24 protein-coding genes are annotated in these 23879 nt (G+C 64.5%); 16 read left to right on the plus strand and 8 right to left on the minus strand.

Annotated features, from left to right (window positions below; all coding sequences use genetic code 11):
• The first annotated feature begins 72 nt into the window (after nucleotides 1-72).
• The 4 genes from ccoN to ccoP are packed head-to-tail and all read left to right on the plus strand — an operon-like array spanning nucleotide 73 to nucleotide 3498.
• The gene (gene ccoN, locus DC366_RS05260; RefSeq protein ID WP_108691142.1) at nucleotides 73-1677 is read left to right on the plus strand and encodes a cytochrome-c oxidase, cbb3-type subunit I; all 1605 of its coding nucleotides are present in this window, start codon (nucleotides 73-75) and stop codon (nucleotides 1675-1677) included.
• A gap of 15 nt (nucleotides 1678-1692) precedes the next feature.
• The gene (gene ccoO / locus DC366_RS05265; RefSeq protein WP_108691143.1) at nucleotides 1693-2418 is read left to right on the plus strand and encodes a cytochrome-c oxidase, cbb3-type subunit II; all 726 of its coding nucleotides are present in this window, start codon (nucleotides 1693-1695) and stop codon (nucleotides 2416-2418) included.
• Between the two features lie 13 nt (nucleotides 2419-2431).
• Nucleotides 2432-2629, plus strand: a complete 198-nt coding sequence (locus tag DC366_RS05270; RefSeq protein ID WP_108691144.1) for a cbb3-type cytochrome c oxidase subunit 3 — start codon at nucleotides 2432-2434, stop codon at nucleotides 2627-2629.
• A 5-nt stretch (nucleotides 2630-2634) separates the two neighbouring features.
• Nucleotides 2635-3498, plus strand: a complete 864-nt coding sequence (ccoP, locus tag DC366_RS05275; RefSeq protein WP_108691358.1) for a cytochrome-c oxidase, cbb3-type subunit III — start codon at nucleotides 2635-2637, stop codon at nucleotides 3496-3498.
• A 212-nt stretch (nucleotides 3499-3710) separates the two neighbouring features.
• Here the strand turns inward: ccoP and DC366_RS19825 are convergent, their stop codons facing one another.
• On the minus strand, nucleotides 3711-3881 hold the full coding sequence (locus tag DC366_RS19825; RefSeq protein WP_165802849.1) for a hypothetical protein: 171 nt from the start codon (nucleotides 3879-3881) through the stop codon (nucleotides 3711-3713).
• A 101-nt stretch (nucleotides 3882-3982) separates the two neighbouring features.
• On the opposite strand from DC366_RS19825, the gene DC366_RS05280 reads away from it, so the two are divergent.
• The 5 genes from DC366_RS05280 to ccoS are packed head-to-tail and all read left to right on the plus strand — an operon-like array spanning nucleotide 3983 to nucleotide 9339.
• Entirely contained in the window at nucleotides 3983-4879 is an 897-nt protein-coding gene (locus DC366_RS05280) for a LysR family transcriptional regulator (RefSeq protein ID WP_108691145.1), read from the plus strand.
• Between the two features lie 47 nt (nucleotides 4880-4926).
• Nucleotides 4927-6522 (plus strand): RdxA/RdxB/FixG family protein, encoded by a 1596-nt coding sequence (locus tag DC366_RS05285; protein ID WP_108691146.1) that lies wholly within the window; start codon nucleotides 4927-4929, stop codon nucleotides 6520-6522.
• Nucleotides 6522-6977 (plus strand): FixH family protein, encoded by a 456-nt coding sequence (locus DC366_RS05290; protein WP_108691147.1) that lies wholly within the window; start codon nucleotides 6522-6524, stop codon nucleotides 6975-6977. The genes DC366_RS05285 and DC366_RS05290 overlap by 1 nt, the downstream gene beginning before the upstream one ends.
• Nucleotides 6974-9184, plus strand: coding sequence for a heavy metal translocating P-type ATPase (locus tag DC366_RS05295; RefSeq protein ID WP_108691148.1), 2211 nt, complete (start codon nucleotides 6974-6976; stop codon nucleotides 9182-9184). The genes DC366_RS05290 and DC366_RS05295 overlap by 4 nt, the downstream gene beginning before the upstream one ends.
• Complete coding sequence (ccoS, locus tag DC366_RS05300; protein ID WP_108691149.1) at nucleotides 9181-9339, plus strand: cbb3-type cytochrome oxidase assembly protein CcoS; 159 nt, start codon at nucleotides 9181-9183, stop codon at nucleotides 9337-9339. Before DC366_RS05295 ends, ccoS begins: the two co-directional genes overlap by 4 nt.
• Before the next feature lie 97 nt (nucleotides 9340-9436).
• Here the strand turns inward: ccoS and DC366_RS05305 are convergent, their stop codons facing one another.
• Complete coding sequence (locus DC366_RS05305; protein WP_439331649.1) at nucleotides 9437-10942, minus strand: D-alanyl-D-alanine carboxypeptidase family protein; 1506 nt, start codon at nucleotides 10940-10942, stop codon at nucleotides 9437-9439.
• A gap of 192 nt (nucleotides 10943-11134) precedes the next feature.
• A complete protein-coding gene (locus DC366_RS05310; protein WP_108691150.1) occupies nucleotides 11135-11734 on the minus strand; it encodes a DNA-3-methyladenine glycosylase I in 600 nt (199 codons plus the stop codon).
• An 82-nt stretch (nucleotides 11735-11816) separates the two neighbouring features.
• On the opposite strand from DC366_RS05310, the gene DC366_RS05315 reads away from it, so the two are divergent.
• The 3 genes from DC366_RS05315 to phbB all read left to right on the plus strand — a co-directional run bounded on the left by DC366_RS05315 (nucleotide 11817) and on the right by phbB (nucleotide 14960).
• Nucleotides 11817-12659: an EAL domain-containing protein gene (locus tag DC366_RS05315; RefSeq protein WP_439331650.1), complete on the plus strand. Its 843-nt coding sequence runs from the start codon at nucleotides 11817-11819 to the stop codon at nucleotides 12657-12659.
• A gap of 143 nt (nucleotides 12660-12802) precedes the next feature.
• Nucleotides 12803-13978, plus strand: a complete 1176-nt coding sequence (locus DC366_RS05320; RefSeq protein WP_108691151.1) for an acetyl-CoA C-acetyltransferase — start codon at nucleotides 12803-12805, stop codon at nucleotides 13976-13978.
• A 259-nt stretch (nucleotides 13979-14237) separates the two neighbouring features.
• Complete coding sequence (phbB, locus tag DC366_RS05325) at nucleotides 14238-14960, plus strand: acetoacetyl-CoA reductase (protein WP_108691152.1); 723 nt, start codon at nucleotides 14238-14240, stop codon at nucleotides 14958-14960.
• A gap of 75 nt (nucleotides 14961-15035) precedes the next feature.
• On the opposite strand, the gene DC366_RS05330 is transcribed toward phbB, so the two are convergent.
• Complete coding sequence (locus tag DC366_RS05330; RefSeq protein ID WP_108691153.1) at nucleotides 15036-15203, minus strand: YdcH family protein; 168 nt, start codon at nucleotides 15201-15203, stop codon at nucleotides 15036-15038.
• 181 nt (nucleotides 15204-15384) lie between these two features.
• Nucleotides 15385-15606, minus strand: a complete 222-nt coding sequence (locus DC366_RS05335) for a putative signal transducing protein (protein WP_108691154.1) — start codon at nucleotides 15604-15606, stop codon at nucleotides 15385-15387.
• 70 nt (nucleotides 15607-15676) lie between these two features.
• Here DC366_RS05335 and DC366_RS05340 point away from each other — a divergent pair, with 70 nt between their 5' ends.
• Complete coding sequence (locus DC366_RS05340) at nucleotides 15677-16663, plus strand: polyprenyl synthetase family protein (RefSeq protein ID WP_207768661.1); 987 nt, start codon at nucleotides 15677-15679, stop codon at nucleotides 16661-16663.
• Between the two features lie 13 nt (nucleotides 16664-16676).
• Here DC366_RS05340 and DC366_RS05345 read toward each other — a convergent pair whose 3' ends face one another.
• The 3 genes from DC366_RS05345 to DC366_RS05355 all read right to left on the minus strand — a co-directional run bounded on the left by DC366_RS05345 (nucleotide 16677) and on the right by DC366_RS05355 (nucleotide 21039).
• A complete protein-coding gene (locus tag DC366_RS05345; RefSeq protein WP_108691156.1) occupies nucleotides 16677-17549 on the minus strand; it encodes a 4-(cytidine 5'-diphospho)-2-C-methyl-D-erythritol kinase in 873 nt (290 codons plus the stop codon).
• Nucleotides 17539-19254 carry a tetratricopeptide repeat protein gene (locus DC366_RS05350; RefSeq protein ID WP_108691157.1) on the minus strand — a complete coding sequence of 572 codons (1716 nt, stop codon included), beginning with the start codon at nucleotides 19252-19254 and terminating at the stop codon, nucleotides 17539-17541. Before DC366_RS05350 ends, DC366_RS05345 begins: the two co-directional genes overlap by 11 nt.
• A 135-nt stretch (nucleotides 19255-19389) precedes the next feature.
• On the minus strand, nucleotides 19390-21039 hold the full coding sequence (locus DC366_RS05355; RefSeq protein ID WP_108691158.1) for an electron transfer flavoprotein-ubiquinone oxidoreductase: 1650 nt from the start codon (nucleotides 21037-21039) through the stop codon (nucleotides 19390-19392).
• A 276-nt stretch (nucleotides 21040-21315) separates the two neighbouring features.
• Between DC366_RS05355 and greA the strand changes: the two genes are divergently transcribed.
• From greA to DC366_RS05370, 3 genes are all read left to right on the plus strand, one after another.
• On the plus strand, nucleotides 21316-21786 hold the full coding sequence (greA, locus tag DC366_RS05360) for a transcription elongation factor GreA (protein ID WP_108691159.1): 471 nt from the start codon (nucleotides 21316-21318) through the stop codon (nucleotides 21784-21786).
• Between the two features lie 42 nt (nucleotides 21787-21828).
• A complete protein-coding gene (locus DC366_RS05365) occupies nucleotides 21829-22836 on the plus strand; it encodes a hypothetical protein (RefSeq protein WP_207768662.1) in 1008 nt (335 codons plus the stop codon).
• A gap of 124 nt (nucleotides 22837-22960) precedes the next feature.
• On the plus strand, nucleotides 22961-23848 hold the full coding sequence (locus DC366_RS05370; RefSeq protein ID WP_108691161.1) for a LysR family transcriptional regulator: 888 nt from the start codon (nucleotides 22961-22963) through the stop codon (nucleotides 23846-23848).
• Nucleotides 23849-23879 lie beyond the last annotated feature (31 nt).

Raw genomic sequence — 23879 nt, forward strand, 5'->3', positions numbered from 1 at the left:
CCCACGGGGTCTGAGCGCGCACGAAGAGATTCGTTGTGCGATTCGCATGGACGAAGGACGAAGGGACCGACAATGACGAATTACATGAAACTGATCGTGCTTGGCCTGATCACTTTCCTGGCGCTGATCGCGGCGAATTTCGCCCGCGATCTGGCCTATCTGGTCAACGCGCTGACGATTGCGCTGGCCGCCGGCGTCGCCTTTATATGGGTGCTGCGCCAAACCGACGAGCCGACCCCGCAGGTCGATCTGTCCGGCGAATACATGGACGGCGTGATTCGCGCCGGTGCCATCGCGACCGCCCTTTGGGGCGTTGTCGGGTTTCTGGTGGGCACGTTCATCGCCTTTCAGCTGGCCTTTCCATGGCTCAACTTCGAATTCCTGCAAGGCATCGGCAACTTTGGGCGCCTTCGTCCGCTGCATACCTCTGCGGTGGTTTTCGCCTTTGGGGGAAACGCTCTGATCTGCACGTCCTTCTATGTCGTGCAGCGCACCAGCGCCGCGCGCCTTTGGGGCGGCAATCTGGCGTGGTTCGTCTTCTGGGGTTATCAGCTGTTCATCGTGCTGGCCGCGACGGGCTATCTGTTCGGCGCCACCCAGTCCAAGGAATATGCCGAGCCCGAATGGTATGCCGATCTGTGGCTGACGGTCATCTGGCTGTCCTACCTTGCGGTGTTCCTCGGCACGATCGCCAAGCGCCGCGAGCCGCATATCTACGTGGCCAACTGGTTCTACATGTCCTTCATCATTACCGTTGCCATGCTGCATGTGGTCAACAACCTGTCGATCCCGGTCAGCATCTTCGGCTCCAAATCAGTTCAGGTCTTCTCGGGCGTGCAGGATGCGATGACGCAGTGGTGGTACGGCCATAACGCCGTCGGCTTCTTCCTGACGGCCGGCTTTCTGGGGATGATGTATTACTTCGTCCCGAAACAGGCCGAGCGTCCGGTATATTCCTACAAGCTCAGCATCATCCACTTCTGGGCGCTGATCTTCATCTATATCTGGGCCGGTCCGCACCACCTGCACTACACGGCGCTGCCCGACTGGGCCTCGACGCTGGGCATGGTGTTCTCGATCGTGCTTTGGATGCCGAGCTGGGGCGGCATGATCAACGGTCTGATGACGCTCTCGGGCGCGTGGGACAAGCTGCGCACCGATCCGATCATTCGCATGATGGTCATCTCCATCGGCTTTTACGGCATGTCCACCTTCGAGGGACCGATGATGTCGATCCGTGCGGTCAACTCGCTGTCGCACTACACTGACTGGACCATCGGGCACGTTCATTCCGGCGCGCTGGGCTGGAACGGCATGATCACCTTCGGCGCGCTCTACTTCATGGTGCCGCGTCTTTGGAACCGCGAGGGTCTGTATTCGCTGCGTCTGGTCAGCTGGCACTTCTGGCTCGCGACCATCGGCATCATCCTTTATGCGGCGTCCATGTGGGTCAGCGGCATCATGGAAGGCCTGATGTGGCGCGAAGTGGATGCGAACGGGTTCCTCGTGAACAGTTTTGCTGACGTGGTCGCGGCCAAATTCCCGATGAACGTCGTGCGCGGCCTGGGCGGGGTGCTGTTCCTCGCTGGCGGTATCGTGATGTGCTACAACCTTTACATGACCATTCGTCGGAGCCCGGCCGTGGAGGCCACTAACTCCGCCGTTCCGGCAGAATAGGGAGGGGCCGGAAACATGGCACTTCTGGACAAACACAAGATCCTTGAGAAAAACGTAACGCTGCTGGCCATCTTCGCCTTTCTGGTGGTCACCATCGGCGGCATCGTACAAATCGCACCACTGTTCTGGCTGGAGAACACCATCGAGGATGTGGAGGGCATGCGCCCCTACTCCCCGCTGGAACTGACCGGGCGCGACATCTATGTGCGCGAGGGTTGCTATACCTGCCACAGCCAGATGATCCGCCCGATGCGCGACGAGGTCGAGCGTTACGGCCACTATTCACTGGCGGCGGAATCGCAGTATGACCATCCGTTCCAGTGGGGCTCCAAGCGCGCGGGGCCTGATCTTGCGCGTGTCGGCGGGCGCTACTCGGATGAATGGCACGTGGATCACCTGAACGATCCGCAATCGGTGGTCCCCGAGTCCCTGATGCCGAAATACGCGTTCCTCGCGGACCGGCTGATCGACGGGCAATATGTCGGCGATCTGCTGAAGACGCACCGCTTTGTCGGCGTGCCTTATACCGATGAGATGATCGAGAACGCAGTGGCCGATTTCAAGGTGCAGATCGACCCGTTCGGCGATTACGACGCCATGCTGGAGCGCTATCCCGGCGCGCAGGTGCGCAATTTCGACAATCAGCCGGGTGTGTCGGAAATGGATGCGCTGATCGCGTATCTGCAAATGCTGGGTACGCTGGTCGACTTCTCGACCTTCACGCCCGTGGCCAGCCGGTAAGGGAGGGCGAGCGATGGAATCCTATACGTTCCTGCGCGCCTTCGCCGACAGCTGGATGCTGATCGCACTCTTTGCGTTCTTCATCGGTGTCTGCTTCTGGGTGTTCCGCCCCGGCGCGACCAAGACCTATGAATCGCCGGCGAACATTCCCTTCCGGCACGAAGACAAACCGGCGCCGCCGCGCGCGGAAGACCCCTCAGAGGAGGCGTGATCGACATGGCAAGACCACCGAAGAAAACCAAGGAAGATCCGAATACGACCGGCCACCAGTGGGACGGGATCGAGGAATTCGACAATCCCATGCCGCGCTGGTGGCTGTGGACCTTCTATGTCACCATCATCTGGGCCGTCGGCTATTCCATCGCCTATCCGGCATGGCCGGGCATCAAATCGGCCACGTCGGGGCTGCTGGGCTATTCCACCCGCGCCAACGTGGCAAGCGAGATTGCCCGCGTGAATGCGGCCAATGACGCGATCAACGTGCGCCTTGCATCCGCCGATCCGTCGACCATTGCGACCGACCCCGAGCTGTCGGGTTATGCGGCATCCGCTGGCAGCGCCGTGTTCAAGACGTGGTGCGCGCAGTGCCACGGATCGGGCGCGGCAGGCGCAAAGGGGTATCCGAACCTTCTGGACAACGAATGGCTCTGGGGCGGTGATATCGAGGCGATCCGCTATACCATCGCCCATGGTATCCGCAACGAGGAAGACCCCGACGCGCGCTTTTCGCAGATGCCCGCCTTCGGCGAGATCCTTGATCGTCAGGAGATCAGCCAGGCCGTCAATTACGTGATGTCGCTGTCGGGCACGCCCGACGACGCCGATCAGGTGGCGGCGGGCGAGGCTGTCTACATGGACAACTGCTCGGCCTGCCACATGGAGGACGGAAGCGGCGACCGCATGCAGGGCGCGCCCAACCTGACCGACGCGATCTGGCTTTATGGCGGGGACGTGGACACGTTGACGGAAACCGTGACCTACAGCCGCTATGGCGTGATGCCGCCCTGGAGTGAGCGTCTGACCGACGCGCAGATCGCGGCCGTGGCCTCTTACGTGCATCAGCTGGGCGGGGGCGAGTAACGCGGCGGCGAAGGAACATCCGCGCGCCTTTCGGGGCGGGCGGATGGGTGTCGGTCCGGTTCGCTCTGTTCGCGCGTTACGGACCGGGCCGGCGCCAATTTCATATCGCGGCGGATCGGGCCCTTCGGGGCCCTTTTTGCTGCGCAGCTGCCGCTTGCTGCCAGCGCCGGGCGCGCCACGGCCAGGGAGGCGGCGGCGCGCGGTAGGGGCTGTCAGTCACGGCGCCGCGCGATCAGGTGCGCCTCGATTTCCGCATTCGCGCGGGTATCGAACCGGGTGCGGCGGCCTTGATGCCCTTCGTTGTTCCGGGGGGCGGCGTCACGGGAGGCCGGCTCGGGCTGGCGGACGGCTGTCATTATAGATTTTGCAAAGATGTTCAGCATGGTGCATTCCTTTTGCAGAGTGACGATATGCTATACTTATGCAGGTATGGCTGCTATCTAGCGAGTCTGAAAGATTTCGCAAATGTAAGGCAGGCTTACATATGGATTGGCTGGCTCTTCCCCCACTGACCGCTTTGCGCGCCTTTGCCGCGCTGGCGCAGACCGGCTCGGTCAGCGCGGCAGGCGCGCAGCTGAACGTCACCCATGCCGCGATCAGCCAGCAGATCAAGACGCTGGAGGCGCATATGGGTCTGGCCCTGACGCGCCGCGATGGCCGCGCGCTGGCGTTGACCGGGGAAGGCAAGTATCTGGCCGAGGCGCTGACCGAGGGGTTCGGCGTGATGGCGCAGCGGGTGGCCGCCCTGACCGGCGCCGATGCGCAGCGGCCCTTGCAGATATCGGTGACGCCGCAATTCGCCGCCAGTTGGCTGATGCCGCGCCTCGGCGATTTTCAGACGCGCCATCCGGGTGTCGATCTGATGGTTCACCCATCGGCGCAGCGCGCCGATCCGGCGCCGGGCGGCGTGGACATCGCCATACGGTTCGGCCTCGGTGAATGGCCCGGCCTGCAATCCGAGCTTCTGGTGCCGACCGATATCGTCGTGGTCGCGGCGCCGTCGCTGGTGGGCGATCGCGTGTTTACCCGGCGCGAGGAGCTGCAGGAATATCCTTGGCTGGCCGAGCTGGACGCGAGCCCCGCGTCGGACTGGATGTTCCGGGCGGGCCGCGAGCGGATGCGCGGCACGTCGGTCACGCAGGTGCCCGGCAACCTGATGCTGGACGGCGCGCGCGCGGGGCATGGGATCGCGGTGCTGACGTCATCCTCGGTTGAGGATGACGTCGCGGCGGGGCGCCTGCGCATCCTGTTTTGCGATTCGGGCGAAACGGGGTATTTCATAGTTACGCGAGAGGGCGTCATGCGCCCTCAGGCCAAGGCTTTTGCGCGCTGGTTGCGCGCGCAAAGGCCGCATGGCAAACCGGATGCGGCCCGGATATGAGCGGGGCGCGCACGAGCAGTTGATGCAAGTCAAGGCAGCGCCAGAGAATGCCGCGCAGAACGCGCGGACACAATACACCGGAGATCAGTCCAGTGGCAGACACTCAGCCAGATACCCCACCTCCCAGCCTTTATGCCGCGCGCGAGCCGATTTTCCCCAAGCGGGTGAGCGGCAAGTTTCGCAATCTGAAGTGGGTGATCCTGATCGTCACGCTCGGGATCTATTACGTGACGCCTTGGATCCGCTGGGATCGCGGCCCGAACCTGCCGGATCAGGCGGTGCTGGTGGATCTGGCGAACCGCCGGTTCTATTGGTTCTGGATCGAGATCTGGCCGCATGAGTTCTACTTTGTCGCGGGCCTTCTGGTCATGGCGGGGCTTGGCCTGTTCCTGTTCACATCGGCGCTGGGCAGGGTCTGGTGCGGCTATGCGTGCCCGCAGACCGTCTGGACCGATCTGTTCATCCTTGTCGAGCGCTGGATCGAGGGCGACCGCAACGCGCGCCTGCGCCTGCACCGGCAGGAAAAGATGGACGCGCGCAAGCTGCGCCTGCGGTTGACGAAATGGCTGGTCTGGCTGCTGATCGCGATTGCCACGGGCGGGGCGTGGGTGTTCTATTTCACCGACGCACCGACGCTGCTGGTGGATCTGTTCACGCTGAACGCGCATCCCATCGCCTATACGACCATCGCCATTCTGACCGCGACGACGTTCTTCTTCGGCGGCTTCGCGCGCGAGCAGATCTGCATCTATGCCTGCCCGTGGCCGCGCATTCAGGCGGCGATGCTGGACGAGGATACGCTGACCGTCGGCTACCGCGAATGGCGGGGCGAGCCGCGCGGCAAGGGCAACGTGCGCCGCCGGAGCACCGAACAGGCGGTTGAGGCCGAACAGATGAGCCGTGCCGCCGGACCGGGCCAGCGCGTCTATCCGCCGACGCCCTATCCCGGCCAGCCACTGGGCATCCAGGGCATCACCGAAGGCCCCGGCGATTGCATCGACTGCATGGCCTGCGTCAACGTCTGCCCGATGGGCATCGACATCCGCGACGGCCAGCAGATGGAGTGCATCACCTGTGCGCTGTGCATCGACGCCTGCGACGAGATCATGGACAAGATCGGCAAGCCGCGCGGCCTGATCGATTACATGGCCCTGACCGACGAGCAGAACGAGCGGGCGGGCAATCCGCCCAAGCCCATCCTCAGGCACATCCTGCGCCCGCGCACGATCCTCTACACCGTGCTTTGGCTGGCGGTCGGATTCGGGCTGATCTTTGCGCTGTTCATCCGCTCGGACATCGAGATGACGGTCGCGCCCGTGCGCAACCCGACCTTCGTGACCATGGCGGACGGCACCATCCGCAATACCTATGAGGTGCGGCTGCTGAACAAACAGGGCGAAGCGCGCGATTTCAAGCTGACCGTGACCGAGGCCCCGGACGTCAATCTCGTTGTCGAGGGCGAGAAGGGGGCTTATGTCAAGGTGCCGGCGGACCGGACGATGAACCAGCGGGTTTATCTCGAAGCGCCCGCAGGCACGCCGCCGGCGACGTCCGAGCGCACGGATGTGCGGATCTGGGTCGAGGACCGGTTGAGCGGCGAACGGACCTACAAGGACACGATCTTCAACGGAAGGGCACAGTAATGGCCACGCGCGAGATTACCGGACGGCATGTCCTTTTCGGGTTTGTCGCTGCTTTCGGTGTCATCATCGGGGTCAACCTGTTGCTGGCCTATAGCGCGGTCAGCACGTTCCCCGGTCTGGAGGTCGAGAATTCCTATGTCGCCAGCCAGCAGTTCGATGATCGCCGTGGCGCGCAGGAGGCGCTGGGATGGACGGTGGATGCACGCCATCGTTCCGGCATCCTGACGCTGGCGATCACCGACACCGCGGGCAAGCCCGTCGAGGTGGCCGAGCTGGACGCGGTGCTGGGCCGCGCCACGCATGTGCGCGACGACACCGCGCCCGATTTCCGGTTTGACGGCGCCGCCTATGTCGCGCCCGTCGATCTGGCGCCGGGCAACTGGAACATCCGGATGGAGGCGGTCGCGGCCGACGGCACGCTCTTTCAGCAGCGCGTGGTGCTGCATACGAAATGACGAGCGTCCTGCGCCCTTCCTTCTCGGCCTGTCCGGCCTGCTCGGCGGCGCCTGCCGCCACGGACGCAGCGCAAGCGCAGGCAGCGCAGGCCGCGAAGGGTGACGCGCGCCTGATGCTGTCGGTGCCGGGCGTGCATTGCGCGGCCTGCATCACCAAGGTCGAGCGCGGGCTGATGGCCCATCCGGGCGTCAGCGCCGCGCGCGTCAACCTGACGCTGAAACGGGCCACCATCACGGCTGCGCCCGATATCGAGCCGGCCGAGATGATCGCGCTGGTCGAGGGGCTGGGATACGAGGCGCACGAGCTGGACGCCGCCGCCCTGCGCGCCACCGCGACGGACCGCGCGGGCCGCGAGCTGCTGATGCGGCTGGCCGTCGCGGGGTTTGCCAGCATGAACGTGATGCTCCTGTCGGTGGCCGTATGGTCGGGCGCGGCGGATGCGACGCGCGACATGTTCCACTGGATTTCGGCGGCGATCGCGCTGCCGACGATCGCGTTTTCCGGTCAGCCCTTCTATCGCAGTGCGTTTCACGCGCTGCGCAGCCGGCGGCTCAACATGGACGTGCCGATCACGCTGGCGATCCTGCTGGCCATCGGCACCTCGCTCTGGGAGACGGCGCTGAGCGGGCATCACGCTTATTTCGACGCGGCGCTCACGCTGGTGTTCTTCCTTCTGGCGGGGCGCTACCTGGACCATCGCACCCGCGCCATTGCCCGCTCGGCCGCCGAGGAGCTGACGGCGCTGGAAGTGCCGCGCGCCTGGCGGCTGGACGGCGCGGGCGAGACGCAGGTGGCGGTGGCCGAGCTGCGCGTGGGCGACCGGATCCGCGTGCGCCCCGGCGGGCGGATGCCCGTGGACGGCGTGATCGTGCAGGGCACATCCGAGCTGGACCGATCGCTTCTGACCGGCGAGACGCACCCCGTCTTCGCGGGCGAGGGGCAGGCGGTCTCGGCCGGCGAGATGAACCTGACCGGCCCGCTGACCTTGCGCGCCACGGCGGTGGGCAGCGATACGTCGCTGCACCGCATGGCCGATCTGGTGGCGGTGGCCGAGGCGGGGCGCGCCAATTACACATCGCTCGCGGACCGGGCTGCGAAGCTTTATGCGCCCGGCGTCCATATCCTGTCGGCGCTGGCCTTCCTTGGCTGGCTGATCGGCACGGGCGACATGCGCACGGCGCTGAACATTGCGGCGGCGGTTCTGATCATCACCTGCCCCTGCGCGCTGGGCCTGGCCGTGCCGGCCGTGACCACGGCGGCCAGCGGGCGGCTGTTCAAGCGCGGCATGCTGATCAAGCACGCCACCGCGCTGGAGCGGCTAGCCGAGGTGGATACAGTCGTCTTCGACAAGACCGGCACGCTGACCACCGGCACCCCCACGCTGGAGGCACCCGAGGGGCTGGACCCTCAGGCGCTGTCGGTGGCGGCGGCGCTTGCGGCGGGCTCGTCCCATCCGCTGAGCCGGGGCATCGATGACGCCGCCCGCCGCCTGGGCATTACGCCCGCGGATCTGCGCGATATCCGCGAGGTTCCCGGCTATGGCACCGAAGCGCTCTGGGATGGCAGGCGCGTGCGGCTGGGCCGGGCCAGCTGGACCGGCGCCGCGCCGCTGCCGCAGACGGCGACATTCCTGCAGCTGGGCGAGGGCGCGCCGCTGGCGCTGCGCTTTGCCGATACGCTGCGCACCGGTGCCGCCGAGGCGGTGGAGGCGCTCCGGTCCGCGGGCAAGCAGGTGATGCTGATCTCCGGCGACAGCCCCCCCGCCGTGCAAGCGATGGCCGAGCGGCTGGGCATCCCCGAATGGCAGGCCGAGGCGCTGCCCGAAGGCAAGGCCGCGCGCATTCAGGAACTGACGGATGCGGGGCAAAAGGTGCTGATGGTCGGCGACGGGCTGAACGATACGGCGGCGCTGAGCGCGGCGCATGTGTCGATCTCGCCCGCCACCGCGCTGGACGCCGCGCGCGCCGCGTCGGACATCGTGCTGCTGGGGGCGGACCTGTCACCGATCGCCGATGCCTGCGCGATTGCCCAAAGCGCCACGCGCCGCATCCGCGAGAATTTCCAGATCGCCACGGTCTATAACATCGTCGCCGTGCCGCTGGCCGTCGCGGGGCTGGCCACGCCGCTGATCGCGGCGCTGGCGATGTCGTCCAGCTCGATCATCGTGTCGCTGAACGCGCTGCGGCTGAAAGGGGGGCGGAGGTGAATATCCTTGTCTATCTCATCCCGATTTCGCTCTTTCTGGGCGGTATCGGGCTGGCCGCGTTCGTCTATACGCTGCGCAGCAACCAGTATGACGATCCCGAAGGCGACAGCCGCCGCATTCTCTCCGACGAATGGGATGACCACCCCAAGCCTTGATTGTGCGGGCGAGGGGGCGGATGACCCCAAAAAAAAGGCGCGGGGGACGTTACCCTCGCGCCTTTTTTATGGCGGATGACAGATTGCGGCGGATTACTCAGCCCGGCTCGATCATGAAGCAGGTGATCTGCCGCGATTGCAGCCTGCGGCAGGCCAGATCGGCGGTCTCGCGGGTCAACCCCATGAAATTCGCGTCATAGCCGTTGGAGCGGTTGACGACCTTGCGCAGCGAGCCGTCCAGCGTGCTCATTTCGCTCAGCGCGGTTTTCAGCAGGATCTTGCGCGCGGCGTACTGGCTGGGATAGCGCCCGACATTAATGCCCCAGTTGCGCCCGCCCGAGGTGGAGACGCGCGTGACGACCTCCTGAATCGGATCCTCGTCGCTGGTCTGAAGGCTGGCGAGGGTCAGGTCGGTCGGACGGTGCACCGGCTTGACCGTGGCGGGAACGGTTGCCGCGACCTGGATGACATTTTCGGGCGACGCGCCCGATTGCGTCGCAAGGGGCTGCTCGGCGCCGGGCAGGGTGGCGGCGGCCACCTCGACCTCCTGCGCGGCCTTCAGCGCCTTTTCGATGTCGTCCTGCGAGGCGACCAGCACCGGCGTATCGGGCACCGGGCGCAATCTGGGGCGCAGGCTGGATTTCACGGCCGCCGCGGCGACCAGACGCACGGTTTTACCTGCAACGCCCTGCTCCTCGCTGTCGCCGGCGGTGCGGATGACCTGCGTGCTGCCGCGGCCCATATAGACGGGCTTGGCCGGGCGGTTGACTGCAACGCGGGTGGGGGCCTGCCTGAACCCGAGATCAAGCAGCTCGGCCACGCGTGCGTTGCGCGTCGCGGTCGACCGGCCGCCAAAGACCGTCGCGATCACACGCTCGCCGCCGCGCTCGGCGCTGGCGGTCAGGTTGAAACCGGCTGCGCGGGTATAGCCGGTCTTGATGCCATCGGCGCCGGAATAGTCGCGCAGCAGCTTGCGGTTGGTGTGATACACCTTGCCGATGCCCGCATCCGCGGTGATGCGCGAGAACAGGTTGTAATATCCGGGGTAGTCATAAAACAGGTGCCGCCCCATGATCGTCATGTCATGCGCGGTGGACAGGTGCCCCTCTTCGGTCAGGCCATGCGCGTTCTTGAAGGTCGTGCGGCTCATCCCGAGGGCCTGGGCCGTGCGGTTCATCCGGCGGGCAAACGCGGCCTCCGATCCTTCGAGCGCCTCGCCGATGGCGGTGGCCGCGTCATTGGCCGACTTCACCGCAGCCGCGCGGATCAGGTAGCGCAGCTTGATCCGCTGGCCCGATTTGAGGCCCAGCTTGCTGGGCGGCTCGGCCGCGGCGTTGCGGGTGATGGTGACTTCGTCATCCAGCCCGATCTCGCCGTGCTCGATCGCCTCGAAGGCGATGTAGAGCGTCATCATCTTGGTCAGGGAGGCCGGATGAAGCCGGGCATCCGCGTTTTCCGAATGAAGCACCTTGCCCGATCTGGCATCCACCACATACGCCGCATAGGGCGCCGCAACCGCGCTCAGCGGAACGATGATCAACATCCAGATCGTGGCAAATGCCCACAGACCCAGCCGGAATGACTGCCTGTTCCGCGTTTTCATGGAACTACTCTTTTTTACTGCCTCGCGCCGCCGATTTCTTCGACTGACTTTCATTATTACGGCAAAGGTAGCACATGATTTGTTTCTAATAAAGTGTTCAATTCACTAGAGTTTACAAGGCGTGGCAATGGTCCGCCGCAAGATGTTGCGGCATGTCCCGCGTGGCGCACAACACCGGCCAATGTGGCAAAATCATGGCGCGCGGGGCCTCGGCGACCGCCCCATGTCCGCCACGGCGGCGTGGCGCGGGCAACTGGTCACGTGATCGTTGACCAGCCCGCATGCCTGCATGAAGGCATAAACGATGGTGGGGCCGCAGAACTTGAAGCCGCGCTTCTTCATATCCTTCGAGATTTCGGTTGAAAGAGGCGTGTAGGCGGGCACGTCCGCAAGGCAGTCCCAGCGGTTCTGCACCGGTGCGCCGCCGACGCGGTCCCAAAGATAGCGGTCAAATCCCATCTCCGTCTCCACCTTCTGCCAGGCGCGGGCGTTGGCGATGGTGCCCTCGGTCTTTCCGCGGTGCCGCACGATTCCCTTGTCGCTCAGCAGGCGCTGGACGTCCGCCTCGCCCCAAGTGGCGATGATGTCCGGATCGAACCCCTGAAACGCGGCGCGGAAATTGTCGCGCTTTTTAAGGATCGTGATCCAGCTGAGCCCGGCCTGAAACCCGTCGAGGATCAGTTTTTCCCACAAGGCGCGGCTGTCACGCTCGGGAACGCCCCATTCCGTGTCGTGATAGGCGATATAGATCTCTTCCTGGCCCACCCAGCCGCATCGCTCGGTCATCTGCATGCTCCTGCATTTCAAATTGTTCCTTTAAACCTTCCTTAGCGCATGGGGCGCAGATTGGGCGACAGTCAAATCGGAGCGACGCATGATGGACCAACGCAAGGCGAAATGGGCGGATATTCCCGCAGGGCTTCAGGACCCGTTGTCATACGCCATTTCGGCGCGGGATCAGTCGACCATTGCCATGGTCGAGGAGGCGGTGCGCCACAAACAGGTAATGCTGGCGTTCCAGCCCGTGGTCCCGGCGGGCCAGACCGAACGCGTGGCGTTTTACGAGGGGCTGATCCGCATTCTGGACGACACCGGGCGAATCATCCCCGCCAAAGAATTCATCGGCGCGATCGAGACGACCGAAACAGGGCGCATTATCGACTGCCTATCGCTGGAAAAGGGGCTCAGGACGCTGTCGATGCACTCGTCCTTGCGCCTGTCGATCAACATGTCCGCGCGCTCCATCGGGTATGGCCGCTGGATGCGCACGCTCAAGCGCGGCCTCGATGCCGATCCCACCGTGGGCGAGCGGCTGATACTCGAGATCACGGAAAGCTCCGCCATGCTGGTGCCTGATCTGGTGACGGGCTTCATGGCCGATCTTTCCGCGCGCGGTATCAGCTTTGCGCTGGATGATTTCGGCGCCGGTTTCACATCGTTCCGATATCTCAAGGATTTCTACTTTGACATCCTCAAGATCGATGGTCAGTTCATCCGCGGCATCGCCAATGATGCGAACAATCAGGTCCTGACGACGGCGCTTGCCACGATCGCGCGGCAGTTCGACATGTTCACCGTCGCCGAAAGCGTCGAGCGCGCGGATGACGCCGCCTATCTGACCGCGATCGGCATCGACTGCCTTCAGGGGTATTACTATGGCGCGCCATCGGTCAAACCGATCTGGCTGACGCCGGAGCCGCGCCTTGCGTCGGCATAGGGCGGCCGCGCGCTGCGGCGCGTGCCGTCCCGGTTGCCGCAGTGCGGCGCATGCGATATGAAAAATGACAACGGGCAGGGGATGGTGCCGGCCACAAGCCGGATCGCCCCGGCGCCTGGCAACACCCTGTCGGAGGATTATCCATGACAAATGTCGTTATCGCATCTGCCGCGCGCACTGCCGTAGGCTCGTTCGGGGGGGTGTTTGCGAACACGCCCGCTCATGATCTTGGCACCGCCGTGCTGGAGGCGGTGGTCGCCCGCGCCGGTATTGACAAGTCCGAGGTGTCCGAGACGATCCTTGGCCAGGTTCTGACCGCGGCCCAGGGGCAGAACCCGGCGCGCCAAGCGCACATCAACGCCGGTCTGCCGCAGGAAAGCGCGGCATGGAGCATCAACCAGGTTTGCGGTTCGGGCCTGCGCGCCGTCGCGCTGGGCGCGCAGCATATCCAGCTGGGCGATGCGGCGATCATCTGCGCCGGCGGTCAGGAAAACATGACGCTCAGCCCCCACGCTGCGCATCTGCGCAGCGGGCACAAGATGGGCGACGTGTCGATGATTGACACGATGATCCGCGACGGCCTTTGGGATGCTTTCAATGGCTATCATATGGGGCAGACCGCCGAAAACGTTGCCGATAAATGGTCGATCAGCCGCGAGATGCAGGACGAGTTCGCGCTGGCCAGCCAGAACAAGGCCGAGGCGGCGCAGAAGGCGGGCAAGTTCGACGACGAAATCGTGCCCTTCACCGTCAAGTCCCGCAAGGGCGAGACGGTCGTCGACAAGGACGAGTATATCCGCCACGGCGCCGTGATCGAGGCGATGCAGAAGATGCGTCCGGCCTTTACCAAGGATGGCAGCGTGACCGCCGCCAATGCCAGCGGCATCAACGATGGCGCCGCCGCCACGCTGCTGATGAGCGCCGAGGAGGCTGAAAAGCGCGGCATCGAGCCCTTGGCGCGCATCGTCAGCTACGCCACTGCGGGGCTGGATCCGGCGATCATGGGTGTGGGCCCCATTCATGCCTCGCGCCGGGCGCTGGAAAAGGCCGGCTGGAGCGTCGGCGATCTGGATCTGGTCGAGGCGAACGAGGCGTTCGCCGCCCAGGCTTGCGCGGTCAACAAGGACATGGGCTGGGATCCGTCCATCGTGAACGTCAATGGCGGCGCCATCGCGATCGGCCATCCCATCGGCGCTTCGGGCTGCCGGGTGCTGAATACGCTGCTGTTCGAGATGAAGCGCCGCGGCGCCAAGCGCGGTCTGGCCACGCTTTGCATCGGCGGCGGCATGGGCGTCGCCATGTGCGTCGAGCGCGGCTGATCGCACCCGGTTTCATTGCAGCCGATCTATCGGGCGCCCCGAAACGGGGCGCCTTTTTCTTATGCGCCGGCCGCCAATTGTCGATCCACGCGCATCGGTTTGCAAGGATGTGGGCCGGGGCGCTAAGCTGGTGCAAACGGCGCCAATTGCGGGCGCAGGTGCAAAAAGTCATGGCGCAACATTATTGCGCGTTGACAGTGCCTTGGGTAACAGAGTTACTGGACGGCAGCGAAAGATCAATGGACTGGAGGATATGACCATGGCAAGAACGGCACTCGTCACAGGGGGATCGCGGGGCATCGGCGCGGCGATTTCGAAGCAACTCAAGGCTGATGGTTGTAACGTCGCCGCCACCTATGCTGGCAATGATGAGGCGGCAAAGGCGTTCACCGACGAAACTGGAATCAAGACATACAAGTGGGATGTCGCGGATTACCAGCAAAGCGCGGACGGAATCGCGCAGGTCGAAAAGGATCTGGGACCGATCGACATCGTCGTTGCAAACGCGGGAATCACCCGCGACGCACCGTTTCACAAGATGACGCCCGAGCAGTGGCATCAGGTGATCGACACCAACCTGACCGGCGTTTTCAACACGATCCATCCCATCTGGCCCGGCATGCGCGAGCGAAAGTTCGGCCGTGTCATCGTCATCAGCTCGATCAACGGGCAAAAGGGCCAGTTCGCGCAGGTCAATTATGCGGCGACGAAGGCGGGCGATCTGGGAATCGTCAAGAGCCTCGCGCAAGAAGGCGCGCGTGCGGGCATCACCGCGAACGCTGTCTGCCCCGGCTATATCGCGACCGAAATGGTGATGGCTGTGCCCGAAAAGGTCCGCGAGGCCATCATCGGCCAGATCCCCACGGGCCGTCTGGGCGAGCCCGAAGAGATCGCGCGCTGCGTGTCGTTCCTGGCGGCCGACGGATCGGGGTTCATCAACGGATCGACGATTTCGGCGAATGGGGGCCAGTTCTTCGTCTGATCGGCGCTGCTGAAACGAAAAAAGGCCGACGCAAATCGCGTCGGCCTTGTGCGTCACTGGCGCAGGGCGCCGCAATCAGCTGCTGGAAAGACGTTCGATTTCTTCTTTCAGGCGAAGCTTTTGTTTTTTCATTTCATATACATCCAACGTACTGACACTCGGCGCGCGTTGCGCCTGATCCACTTTGGCCGACAGGTCCTGATGCTTTTTCTTCAGTTCCTCGATATGCGAAGCCAAGCTCATGTAAGCACTCCTCTTTGTTGTGTATGAAACTCACATGTGCAGTGCAGCACATTATTTCCACTCTGTCACGCTGCAGGCGCAGCATGGCGGCGAAATAATGCTAAGAAATGTCGCGGCTTTTTGGCACGTCGCGAAAAAGGACCGTCGCGCCGGGCCGTATTGGCGGGGCCCGCGGGGCGCTCTAGCCCTCTTCGGGCAGCTCGATACCGTTGTCTTTCAGCGTGCGCGCCGCGTCGGCGAAATCGTCGGGATGAACCATCAGGCGCCGTGGAAATATCCCGATGCCGCCCTCCAGAACGCTCATATTTACGTCCATTTCAAAGCAGTCTATACCCTCGCCCTGAAGCAGGGCCTGGGCGAATGCGATCGTCGCCATATCTGTGGTGCGCATGAGCAGTTTCATGCGTGTGATCTAACCACGCGGACCGCTCTTGTCGAGCCGCGGATAGGCGATTGGGGATATTGTGGATCAGATGGCAACCAAACCGCACGACAAACTGGCAGCCCGGTTCGCCGCCAAGCTGGCCTCCGTTGACGGGTTGATCCGCGCGCGCATGGAGTCGCGTCACGCGCCGCGCATTCCGCAGGTGACGGCGCATCTGGTCGGGGCAGGGGGCAAGCGTCTGCGCCCCATGCTGACCTTGGCGGCCGCCGAAATCTGCGGCTACCAAGGCGACAATGACGAAAAACTGGCCGCAACGGTCGAGTTCATTCACACGGCAACCTTGCTGCATGACGACGTTGTCGACGAGAGCAGCCAGAGGCGCGGGCGCGCCACCGCCAACCTTTTGTGGGACAACAAATCCAGTATTCTGGTGGGCGATTATCTGTTCGCGCGGTCCTTTCAGTTGATGGTCGAAACCGGCAGCCTGCGGGTGCTGGACATTCTGGCCGACGCCTCGGCGACGATCGCCGAGGGCGAGGTTTTGCAACTGACGGCGGCGCGCGATCTGGCGACGACCGAGGATATTTATCTGCAGGTGGTGCGCGGCAAGACGGCGGCGCTGTTTTCCGCCGCGACAGAGGTGGGCGGCGTCATTGCCGGTGCAGGTGATGCGCAGTGCCGCGCGCTGCATGCCTATGGCGATGCGCTGGGAATCGCGTTTCAGATCGCGGACGATCTGCTGGATTTCCAAGGCGATAGCGGGGCGACAGGCAAGAATATCGGAGACGATTTTCGCGAGCGCAAGCTGACCCTGCCGATCATCAAGGCGGTGGCGCAGGCGGATGACGCCGAGCGGGATTTCTGGCGCCGCACCATCGAGAAGGGCGATCAGCGCGAGGGCGATCTGGATCATGCGCTTGCGCTGATGCAAGGCCATGGCGCGCTGGACGCGGCGCGCGATGACGCGCTTGATTGGGCGCGGTGCGCAGGCGCGAGCCTGAAGGAGTTGCCCGCGCATCCGGTGCGCGACATGCTGGCGGACCTGGCCGATTACGTGGTTTCTCGCGTCGCGTGAGCGGCGCCCTGCGTCAGTCCGCGTTAAGGCAGGTGACGGCGACCCACCATCCCGGATGGCTTTCCTGAAGGCGGCCGGCCGCGCTGGCGGCGGTTTCGGCGTCGGCGTAGATCCCGAAACAGGTGCCGCCCGATCCTGACATCCGCGTCAGCATGCAGCCCGGCGTGACCTCCAGCGTCGAGAAGACCTGCTCGATCACCGGCTCGCAGGAAATGGCGGCGTCTTGCAGGTCGTTGCGCTGCTTCTTGAGCCATTCGATCAAGGTGGCCGCGTCCGTGCCGCTGGGAATCGGATCCGGCATCGGGGCGTTGTCGCGCTTGGCGAGGCGCTTGAACACTTCGGTCGTCATCACGGGGATGTTGGGGTTGACCAGCACCGCATGCAGCTCCGGCAGGTCCGGCATGGGGACCACCTGTTCGCCCACGCCGCTCATCCGCGCGGCGCCCGAGGGGGCGGCGCAGCAGACGGGCGCATCGGCGCCCAGGGGCAGGATGTCGCGCGGAATGGGCTTGCCGGTCAGTTCCGACAAGGCGCGAAGCGTGGCCGCCGCGTCGCTGGATCCGCCGCCGATACCGGCCGCGATGGGCAGCGTTTTTTCCAGCGTGATATGCGCATCGACCCCCATCATGCGCGCGGCGCGCAGCACCAGGTTGTCATCGCCGGGCGGCGTGCCTTCGGCCATGGGGCCGGTCAGATCGAGCGACAGCGCATCGGCGCGCGTCACCGTGATGCGGTCGCCGATATCGGCGAACATCACGAGCGAATCAAGCATGTGATAGCCGTCATCGCGGCGGCCGGTCACATGCAGTGTCATGTTGATCTTGGCCGGGGCGAAAACCTCGGCCGTGTTGCCGTCCTGTGTGCGGCCCGATTGGTCATCCTTCATTGTCGCTCACTTTCAGGGGCTCTGCGCCCTCTTCTTGCAATACCTTGTCCAGCCCGACCTCCAGCTTGCGGCGGATGCGGTCCGGATCCACGTCGGGCGCCGGTGTTTCGGTGTCCACGAGGGACAGCGCGCGGCGCCACTGAAAACGCGCCTCGGTCCGGCGGCCCACGGCCCACATCGCATCGCCCAGATGGTCATTCACCACCGGATCCACCGCATAAAGCTCGGCCGCGCGCTCCAGGTTGACGACGGCCTCCTGATAGCGGCCAAGGCGGAACTGCGCCCAGCCAAGGCTGTCGACGATCGCGCCCGAATTCGGCTCGGCCTCGACGGCGCGTTCGATCATGTCCAGCGCCTCGTCCAGCTTCATCCGGTGCTCGACCAGAGAATAGCCAAGGTAATTCAATACCATGGGCTCGCCGGGATTCAACTCCAGCGCGCGGCGAAAATCGGCCTCGGCCTCGGGCCACTGATCCTGGCGCTCGTGGCTGATCGCGCGGGCATAGATCACGAACCACGGCTCGTCGCCTTGCGCCTGGTAGAGCTTGACCGCCTCGTCATAGGCGCCCACGGCCTCGGCATATTGTTCGTTCTGGCGATAGAGATCGCCGGCGGATGCATGCACCAGCGCCACGTCGGGATGGCTTTTGCGCAGCTCGGCGACGATCGCGATCGCGCCTTCCAGATCGTCGGCGCTGCGCAGCGCCTCGGCGCGGCCCAGCTCGGCGGTGTAATAGGCCGGAGAGCTGCGCGGCACCTGCTGGAACGCCTCGGTGGCCAGAGTATAGCGGCCAAGCTGCGTCAGCAGCTCGCCGGTCATGATCTGTGCGTCAACATCCTCGGGGTCGAGAAACTCGGCCAGCCGGGTATAGAGCAGCACGTAATCCGCGCCCGTATCCTGAAGCAGCGCCATGCCAAGCGACAGGAACACCTCGCTGATGCCCTGGCGCGGCGTTTCGATCCGCCCGAGGTCCAGCCGCTCGCCCGCCTCGAGACGCGCACGCAGATCGGCGACCTGCGGATCGGAATCGCTGCCGAACGTGTCGTCCAGCACCTTGATCGCATCCTCGTTGCGCTCAAGCTGGCTGAGCACTTCGGCCCAGGCGATGACCGAGCGGCGCGTGGTCTGCATCGGTCCGTCAGTCTCGCCGGAATAGATCTTGTCGGCGCTTTCGAAATCGCCGACCGAGGCCAGCGCCAGCGCCTTGTGATAGACCGCAAGGCTGCGCAATCCCGGCTCGGCGGCGATGGCGTCGAACTTCTTGAGCGCGGCGGCCATGTCGCCGGTGCCCATCGTCGCCCAGGCGCCGATCAGCCCGTCTGCCAGCGGGCCGACAGCCTCTTCGGCCTCGATCTGGCGGAGCACGAAATCGAAATCGCCGCGCGCCACGGCGTCGCCCAGAAGGACCATCTGCGCGACCTGGCTGCGCATGTCCGCCTCATCCATGCGCTGCGCGATGGGGACGGCCTGCATGACCTCGCCGGTGGCCAGAAGGGCGCCCACGGCGCTGTCCAGAAGCACCAGGTTGTCGGGGTCCGATTTCAGCGCGCGCAGCGCATATTTCGCGGCGGCGGCATAATCGCTGTCGTAGCGCGCCGCGCGCGTGGCCAGATAGGGGCCCGCACCGTCATCCGCGCTGGCAGGCAGCGGCACCGCAAATGTCGGTGCCGTCAATGCCAGGATCGTCAGAAATCGAAATGTCACGCGCGCTGCCCCTGCTGTGTCGTGCCTCTTTGGCGGGCAACGTAATGCGGCGGCGCCCCAAGGGCAATGACACCCGGCACATCTGCGCCGAGCGTCCAATGAATTTTGCGTGTGCAAAAACCCGTCAGGGGCGGGCTACATATTGGGGTAATTCGGCCCGTCGCCACCCTGCGGCGTCGTCCAGTTGATGTTCTGCGCCGGATCCTTGATGTCGCAGGTCTTGCAATGCACGCAGTTCTGAAAGTTGATCTGGAAGCGCGGCGGTTTGCCGTCCTCCTCGATGAACTCGTAGACGCCCGCGGGGCAATAGCGCGCCGAGGGGCCTGCATATTTCGGCAGGTTGAAATCCACCGGAATGCTGGGATCCTTCAGCTTCAGATGCGCCGGCTGGTTTTCCTCGTGATTGGTCATCGAGAAACTGACATTCGTCAGCCGGTCAAAGCTGAGCTTGCCGTCGGGCTTGGGATAGTCGATGGGCTTGTGCTTGTCGGCCAGTTCGGTCGCCTCGGCGTCGGTCTTGCCGTGCTTGAGCGTGCCAAGCAGCGAAAAGCCCAATGTGTTTGTCCACATATCCATGCCACCCAGCGCCAGCGATGCGGTCAGGCCGCGCTTGGACCACAAGGGTTTGACATTGCGCACTTTCTTGAGGTCCTTGCCGATGTCGCCCGTGCGCACCTCGGTCTCGTAATCGGTCAGCTCGTCGCCGCTGCGCCCGGCCTTGATCGCCTCATGCGCCGCCTCGGCGGCGGCCATCCCGGACAGCATCGCGTTGTGGTTGCCCTTGATGCGCGGCACGTTGACCATGCCCACCGAACAGCCCAGCAGCGCCACGCCCGGCGCGACCATTTTCGGCATCGACTGCCAGCCGCCCTCGCTGATCGCGCGGGCGCCGTAAGCCACGCGCTTGCCGCCCTTCAGCAGCTCTGCCACCATCGGGTGATGCTTGAACCGCTGGAATTCCATATAGGGATAGAGATAGGGGTTCTTGTAATTCAGGTGGACGACGAAGCCGACATAAACCTGATTGTTGTCAAGGTGATAGATGAAGGATCCCCCACCGGCATTCTTGCCCAGCGGCCAGCCCATCGTGTGGGTGACGCTGCCCGCGTCATGCTTGTCCGGGTCGATCTCCCAGATTTCCTTCATGCCAAGGCCGAATTTCTGCGGCTCGTGGCCCGCAGCCAGATCGAACTTCTGCATCACTCGCTTGGCCAGCGATCCGCGCACGCCCTCGCCGAGGAAGACATACTTGCCGTGCAGCTCCATCCCCGGCTCGTAATTCGGGCCCTCGGTGCCATCGGGATTGCGGCCGAATTCGCCGGCGACGACGCCCTTGACGCGGCCATCCTCGCCATAAACGATGTCCGAGCAGGCCATGCCGGGGAACACCTCGACGCCCAGCTCTTCGGCCTGTTCGGCCATCCAGCGGCAGACATTGCCCATCGAGACGATATAGTTGCCGTGGTTGTTCATCAGCGGCGGCATCGGGAAGTTGGGCACGCGGACCTGGCCGCCTTCGCCCAGCAGATAGAAACGGTCGCTCTTGACCGGCACGTTCAGCGGCGCGCCCTTTTCCTTCCAGTCGGGGATCAGACGGTTCAGCCCGACAGGGTCCAGCACCGCGCCGGACAGGATATGCGCGCCCACTTCGCTGCCTTTTTCCAAGACGACAACCTGGCAGTCAGGATCCAGCTGCTTGAGCCGGATCGCGGCGCTCAGCCCGGCCGGGCCGGCCCCCACGATGACCACGTCATATTCCATCATCTCGCGCGTCGTGTCGGACATCGGATAATCCTTTCAAAGGCCGCGCAGGGCGGGCAACATAGTTGCGCATGTCCCTACCGCGTGTGGGCAAGCGGCGTCAATTCAAACACGACGCGGGGCCCGGGGCAAACCGGCATTTTGTCACCCACGCGCAATCGCCCGCGCGCCGGCGTGATTGCGCGCGCGGGAGGGATGCACTATTGCAAAGCCGCGCGCGCTGGGGTCAACCTTGGGCGCGCGGGAATGACACAGACGGGCGCAAGCGGCGGAGGTCGCGTCGCCGATTGGGGAAGAGACATGGAAAAGATACCGATGACACGCGCGGGCTTTGATGCGCTGGGCGCCGAGCTGAAGCAGCTGAAATCGGTCGAGCGTCCCGCCATCATCCGTGCCATCGCCGAGGCGCGCGAGCATGGCGATCTGTCCGAGAACGCCGAGTATCACTCTGCCCGCGAAAAGCAGAGCTTCATCGAGGGCCGCATCAAGGAGCTGGAGGGCGCGCTGGGCCTGTCCGAGGTGATCGATCCCAGGAAACTGTCCGGCCCGATCAAGTTCGGCGCCACAGTCACGCTGGTCGACGAGGATACGGACGAGGAGAAGACCTGGCAGATCGTCGGTGAGCATGAGGCCAATATCGAAAAAGGGCTGCTCAACATCAGATCCCCGATCGCGCGCGCGCTGATCGGCAAAGAAGAGGGCGACAGCGTCGAAGTGCGCACACCCGGCGGCGACCGCGCCTACGAAGTTCTCAAGATTGCGTATGTCTAAGCGATCTGCCGTGGAACGGGGCGCGTGAGCATGGTCTCGGGCATGAATACCGCCAGAACGATCGCGCCTGCCGCGTCGCGTGCGGATGCCGCGACGATATCGGGGGTGGAGATCGCGGCGCTGGTGCTTTCGGGTGTCTGGCTTCTGGGGGCGACGCTGTTCTTTGTCGTGCTCGGCACCGGGATGGGCGACGGCGCGCTGGGCTTCGTGATGACGGCGCTGGCGATCTTCCTGCCGGTGGCGATGATCTGGGTGGCGGCGATTGCCGCCCGCACGGCGCGCATCATGCGCGAGGAAAGCGCCCGGCTGCATGCCGCGATCGAGGCGATCCGGCTCGCCTATATCACGCAGAACAAGGCCTTGGCGCCGCAGGACGGCAAGGAAATGTCGGTTGCGCGCAAGCTGGACGAGATTGCGGCGGCGCAGCGCAAGACCGAAACGGCGCTGGCGACATTCTCCTCCTCGCGCCCGCTGCCCTCGGTCATGCCCGCGGCGCGCAAGCCCGCGCCTGCGCCCGCCGCCCCGGCGGACGCTCAGGTCTCCCTGCCGCTCGGCACACCGCCCGAGGACATGCTGCCGCCGCTGGAGCGCAGCGATTTCATCCGCGCGCTGAATTTCCCCGAAACCGCCGAGGACAAGGCCGGCTTTGCCGCGCTGCGCCGCGCGCTCAAGGATCGCCCGACCGCGCAGCTGATCCAGGCCGCGCAGGACGTGCTGACCCTGCTCAGCCAGGACGGCATCTACATGGACGATCTGCGCCCGGACATGGCGCGCCCGGAAATCTGGCGCAACTTCGCCGGCGGGGCCCGCGGGCGTGCGATTGCGGCGCTGGGCGGCATCCGCGACCGCTCTTCCCTCGCGCTGGCGGCGGCGCGGATGAAGAACGATCCGATTTTCCGCGACGCGGCGCATCATTTCCTGCGCCGCTTTGATCAGATGTTCAGCAGCTTTGCCGAAGATGCGGAGGATCGCGACATCTCGGACCTGTCCGACACCCGCACGGCGCGCGCCTTCATGCTGCTGGGCCGCGTGGCCGGCACGTTCGACTGATGGCGCCCGGCGGCGGATTTGAGCCTTCGTGATGAAAGCGCGGGCCCGTGGCTTTTCTTGGGAAAAATACCCAAATCCCGATGGTTAGCCACGCGCGCCGCGCCATGAGGTAGGGGGCATTCGCATGCTCGACAAGCTTGAGATGTTCATCGCCGTCGCCAAGGAAGAGCATTTCGGGCGTGCCGCCGCCAGCCTTGGCATCACCCAGCCGTCGCTTTCGGCGGGGATCAAGCAGCTCGAGGACCAGCTGGGGGTCAAGCTGATCTTTCGCGGCTCGCGGTTTGGCGGGCTGACGCCTGAAGGGCAGAGCGCGCTGGAATGGGCGCGCCGCATCGTCGGGGACGCGCGCCAGTTGAAGGAGGAGATGCGCTTCAAGCGGCACGGCCTGTCGGGGCGGCTGCGCATCGCGGTCATTCCCACGGCCCTGACATGGGCGGCCGAGCTGTCGATGCGCTTCAGTGAAAAGCACCCGAATGTGCGGTTTACCATCCTGTCGCGCACCTCGATCGAGATCCTGTCGATGCTGGAGAACCTCGATGTGGATGCCGGCATCTCCTATCTCGATAACGAGCCGACGGGGCGGGTCAGCACCGAGCCGCTCTATGAGGAGAAATACATGCTGGTCTGCGCGCTGAGCTCCAAATTCGCCGCGCGCCGCAGTGTCGGCTGGGAAGAGCTGGACGGCGAGCGGCTGTGCCTGCTGACGCCGGACAATCAGAACCGCCGGATCATAAACAAGAATTTCGCCGCCGTAGGGGTCATGCCCGAAGCGATCATCGAATCGAACTCGACGGTGGTGATGGTCGCGAATGTGGAAACTGGGCGCTGGCTGACCGTTCTGCCCGAAGACATGGCGCGGTTTCTGACGACGGGAAAATCGCTCAGGCTGGTGCCGCTCAAGGGGCGCGAGCCTGCCCATGCCGTCGGGCTGGTGGCGCCTTACCGCGAGCCGCACACACCCGTTCTGGCCGCGCTTCTGGCCGAGGCGCGGCGCATGTCGGCGATGTCTTGATAGGCATTACCTATCGGATGACTGATCTTTC

The organism is Pelagivirga sediminicola (assembly GCF_003072125.1).
Lineage (GTDB): Bacteria > Pseudomonadota > Alphaproteobacteria > Rhodobacterales > Rhodobacteraceae > Roseovarius > Roseovarius sediminicola.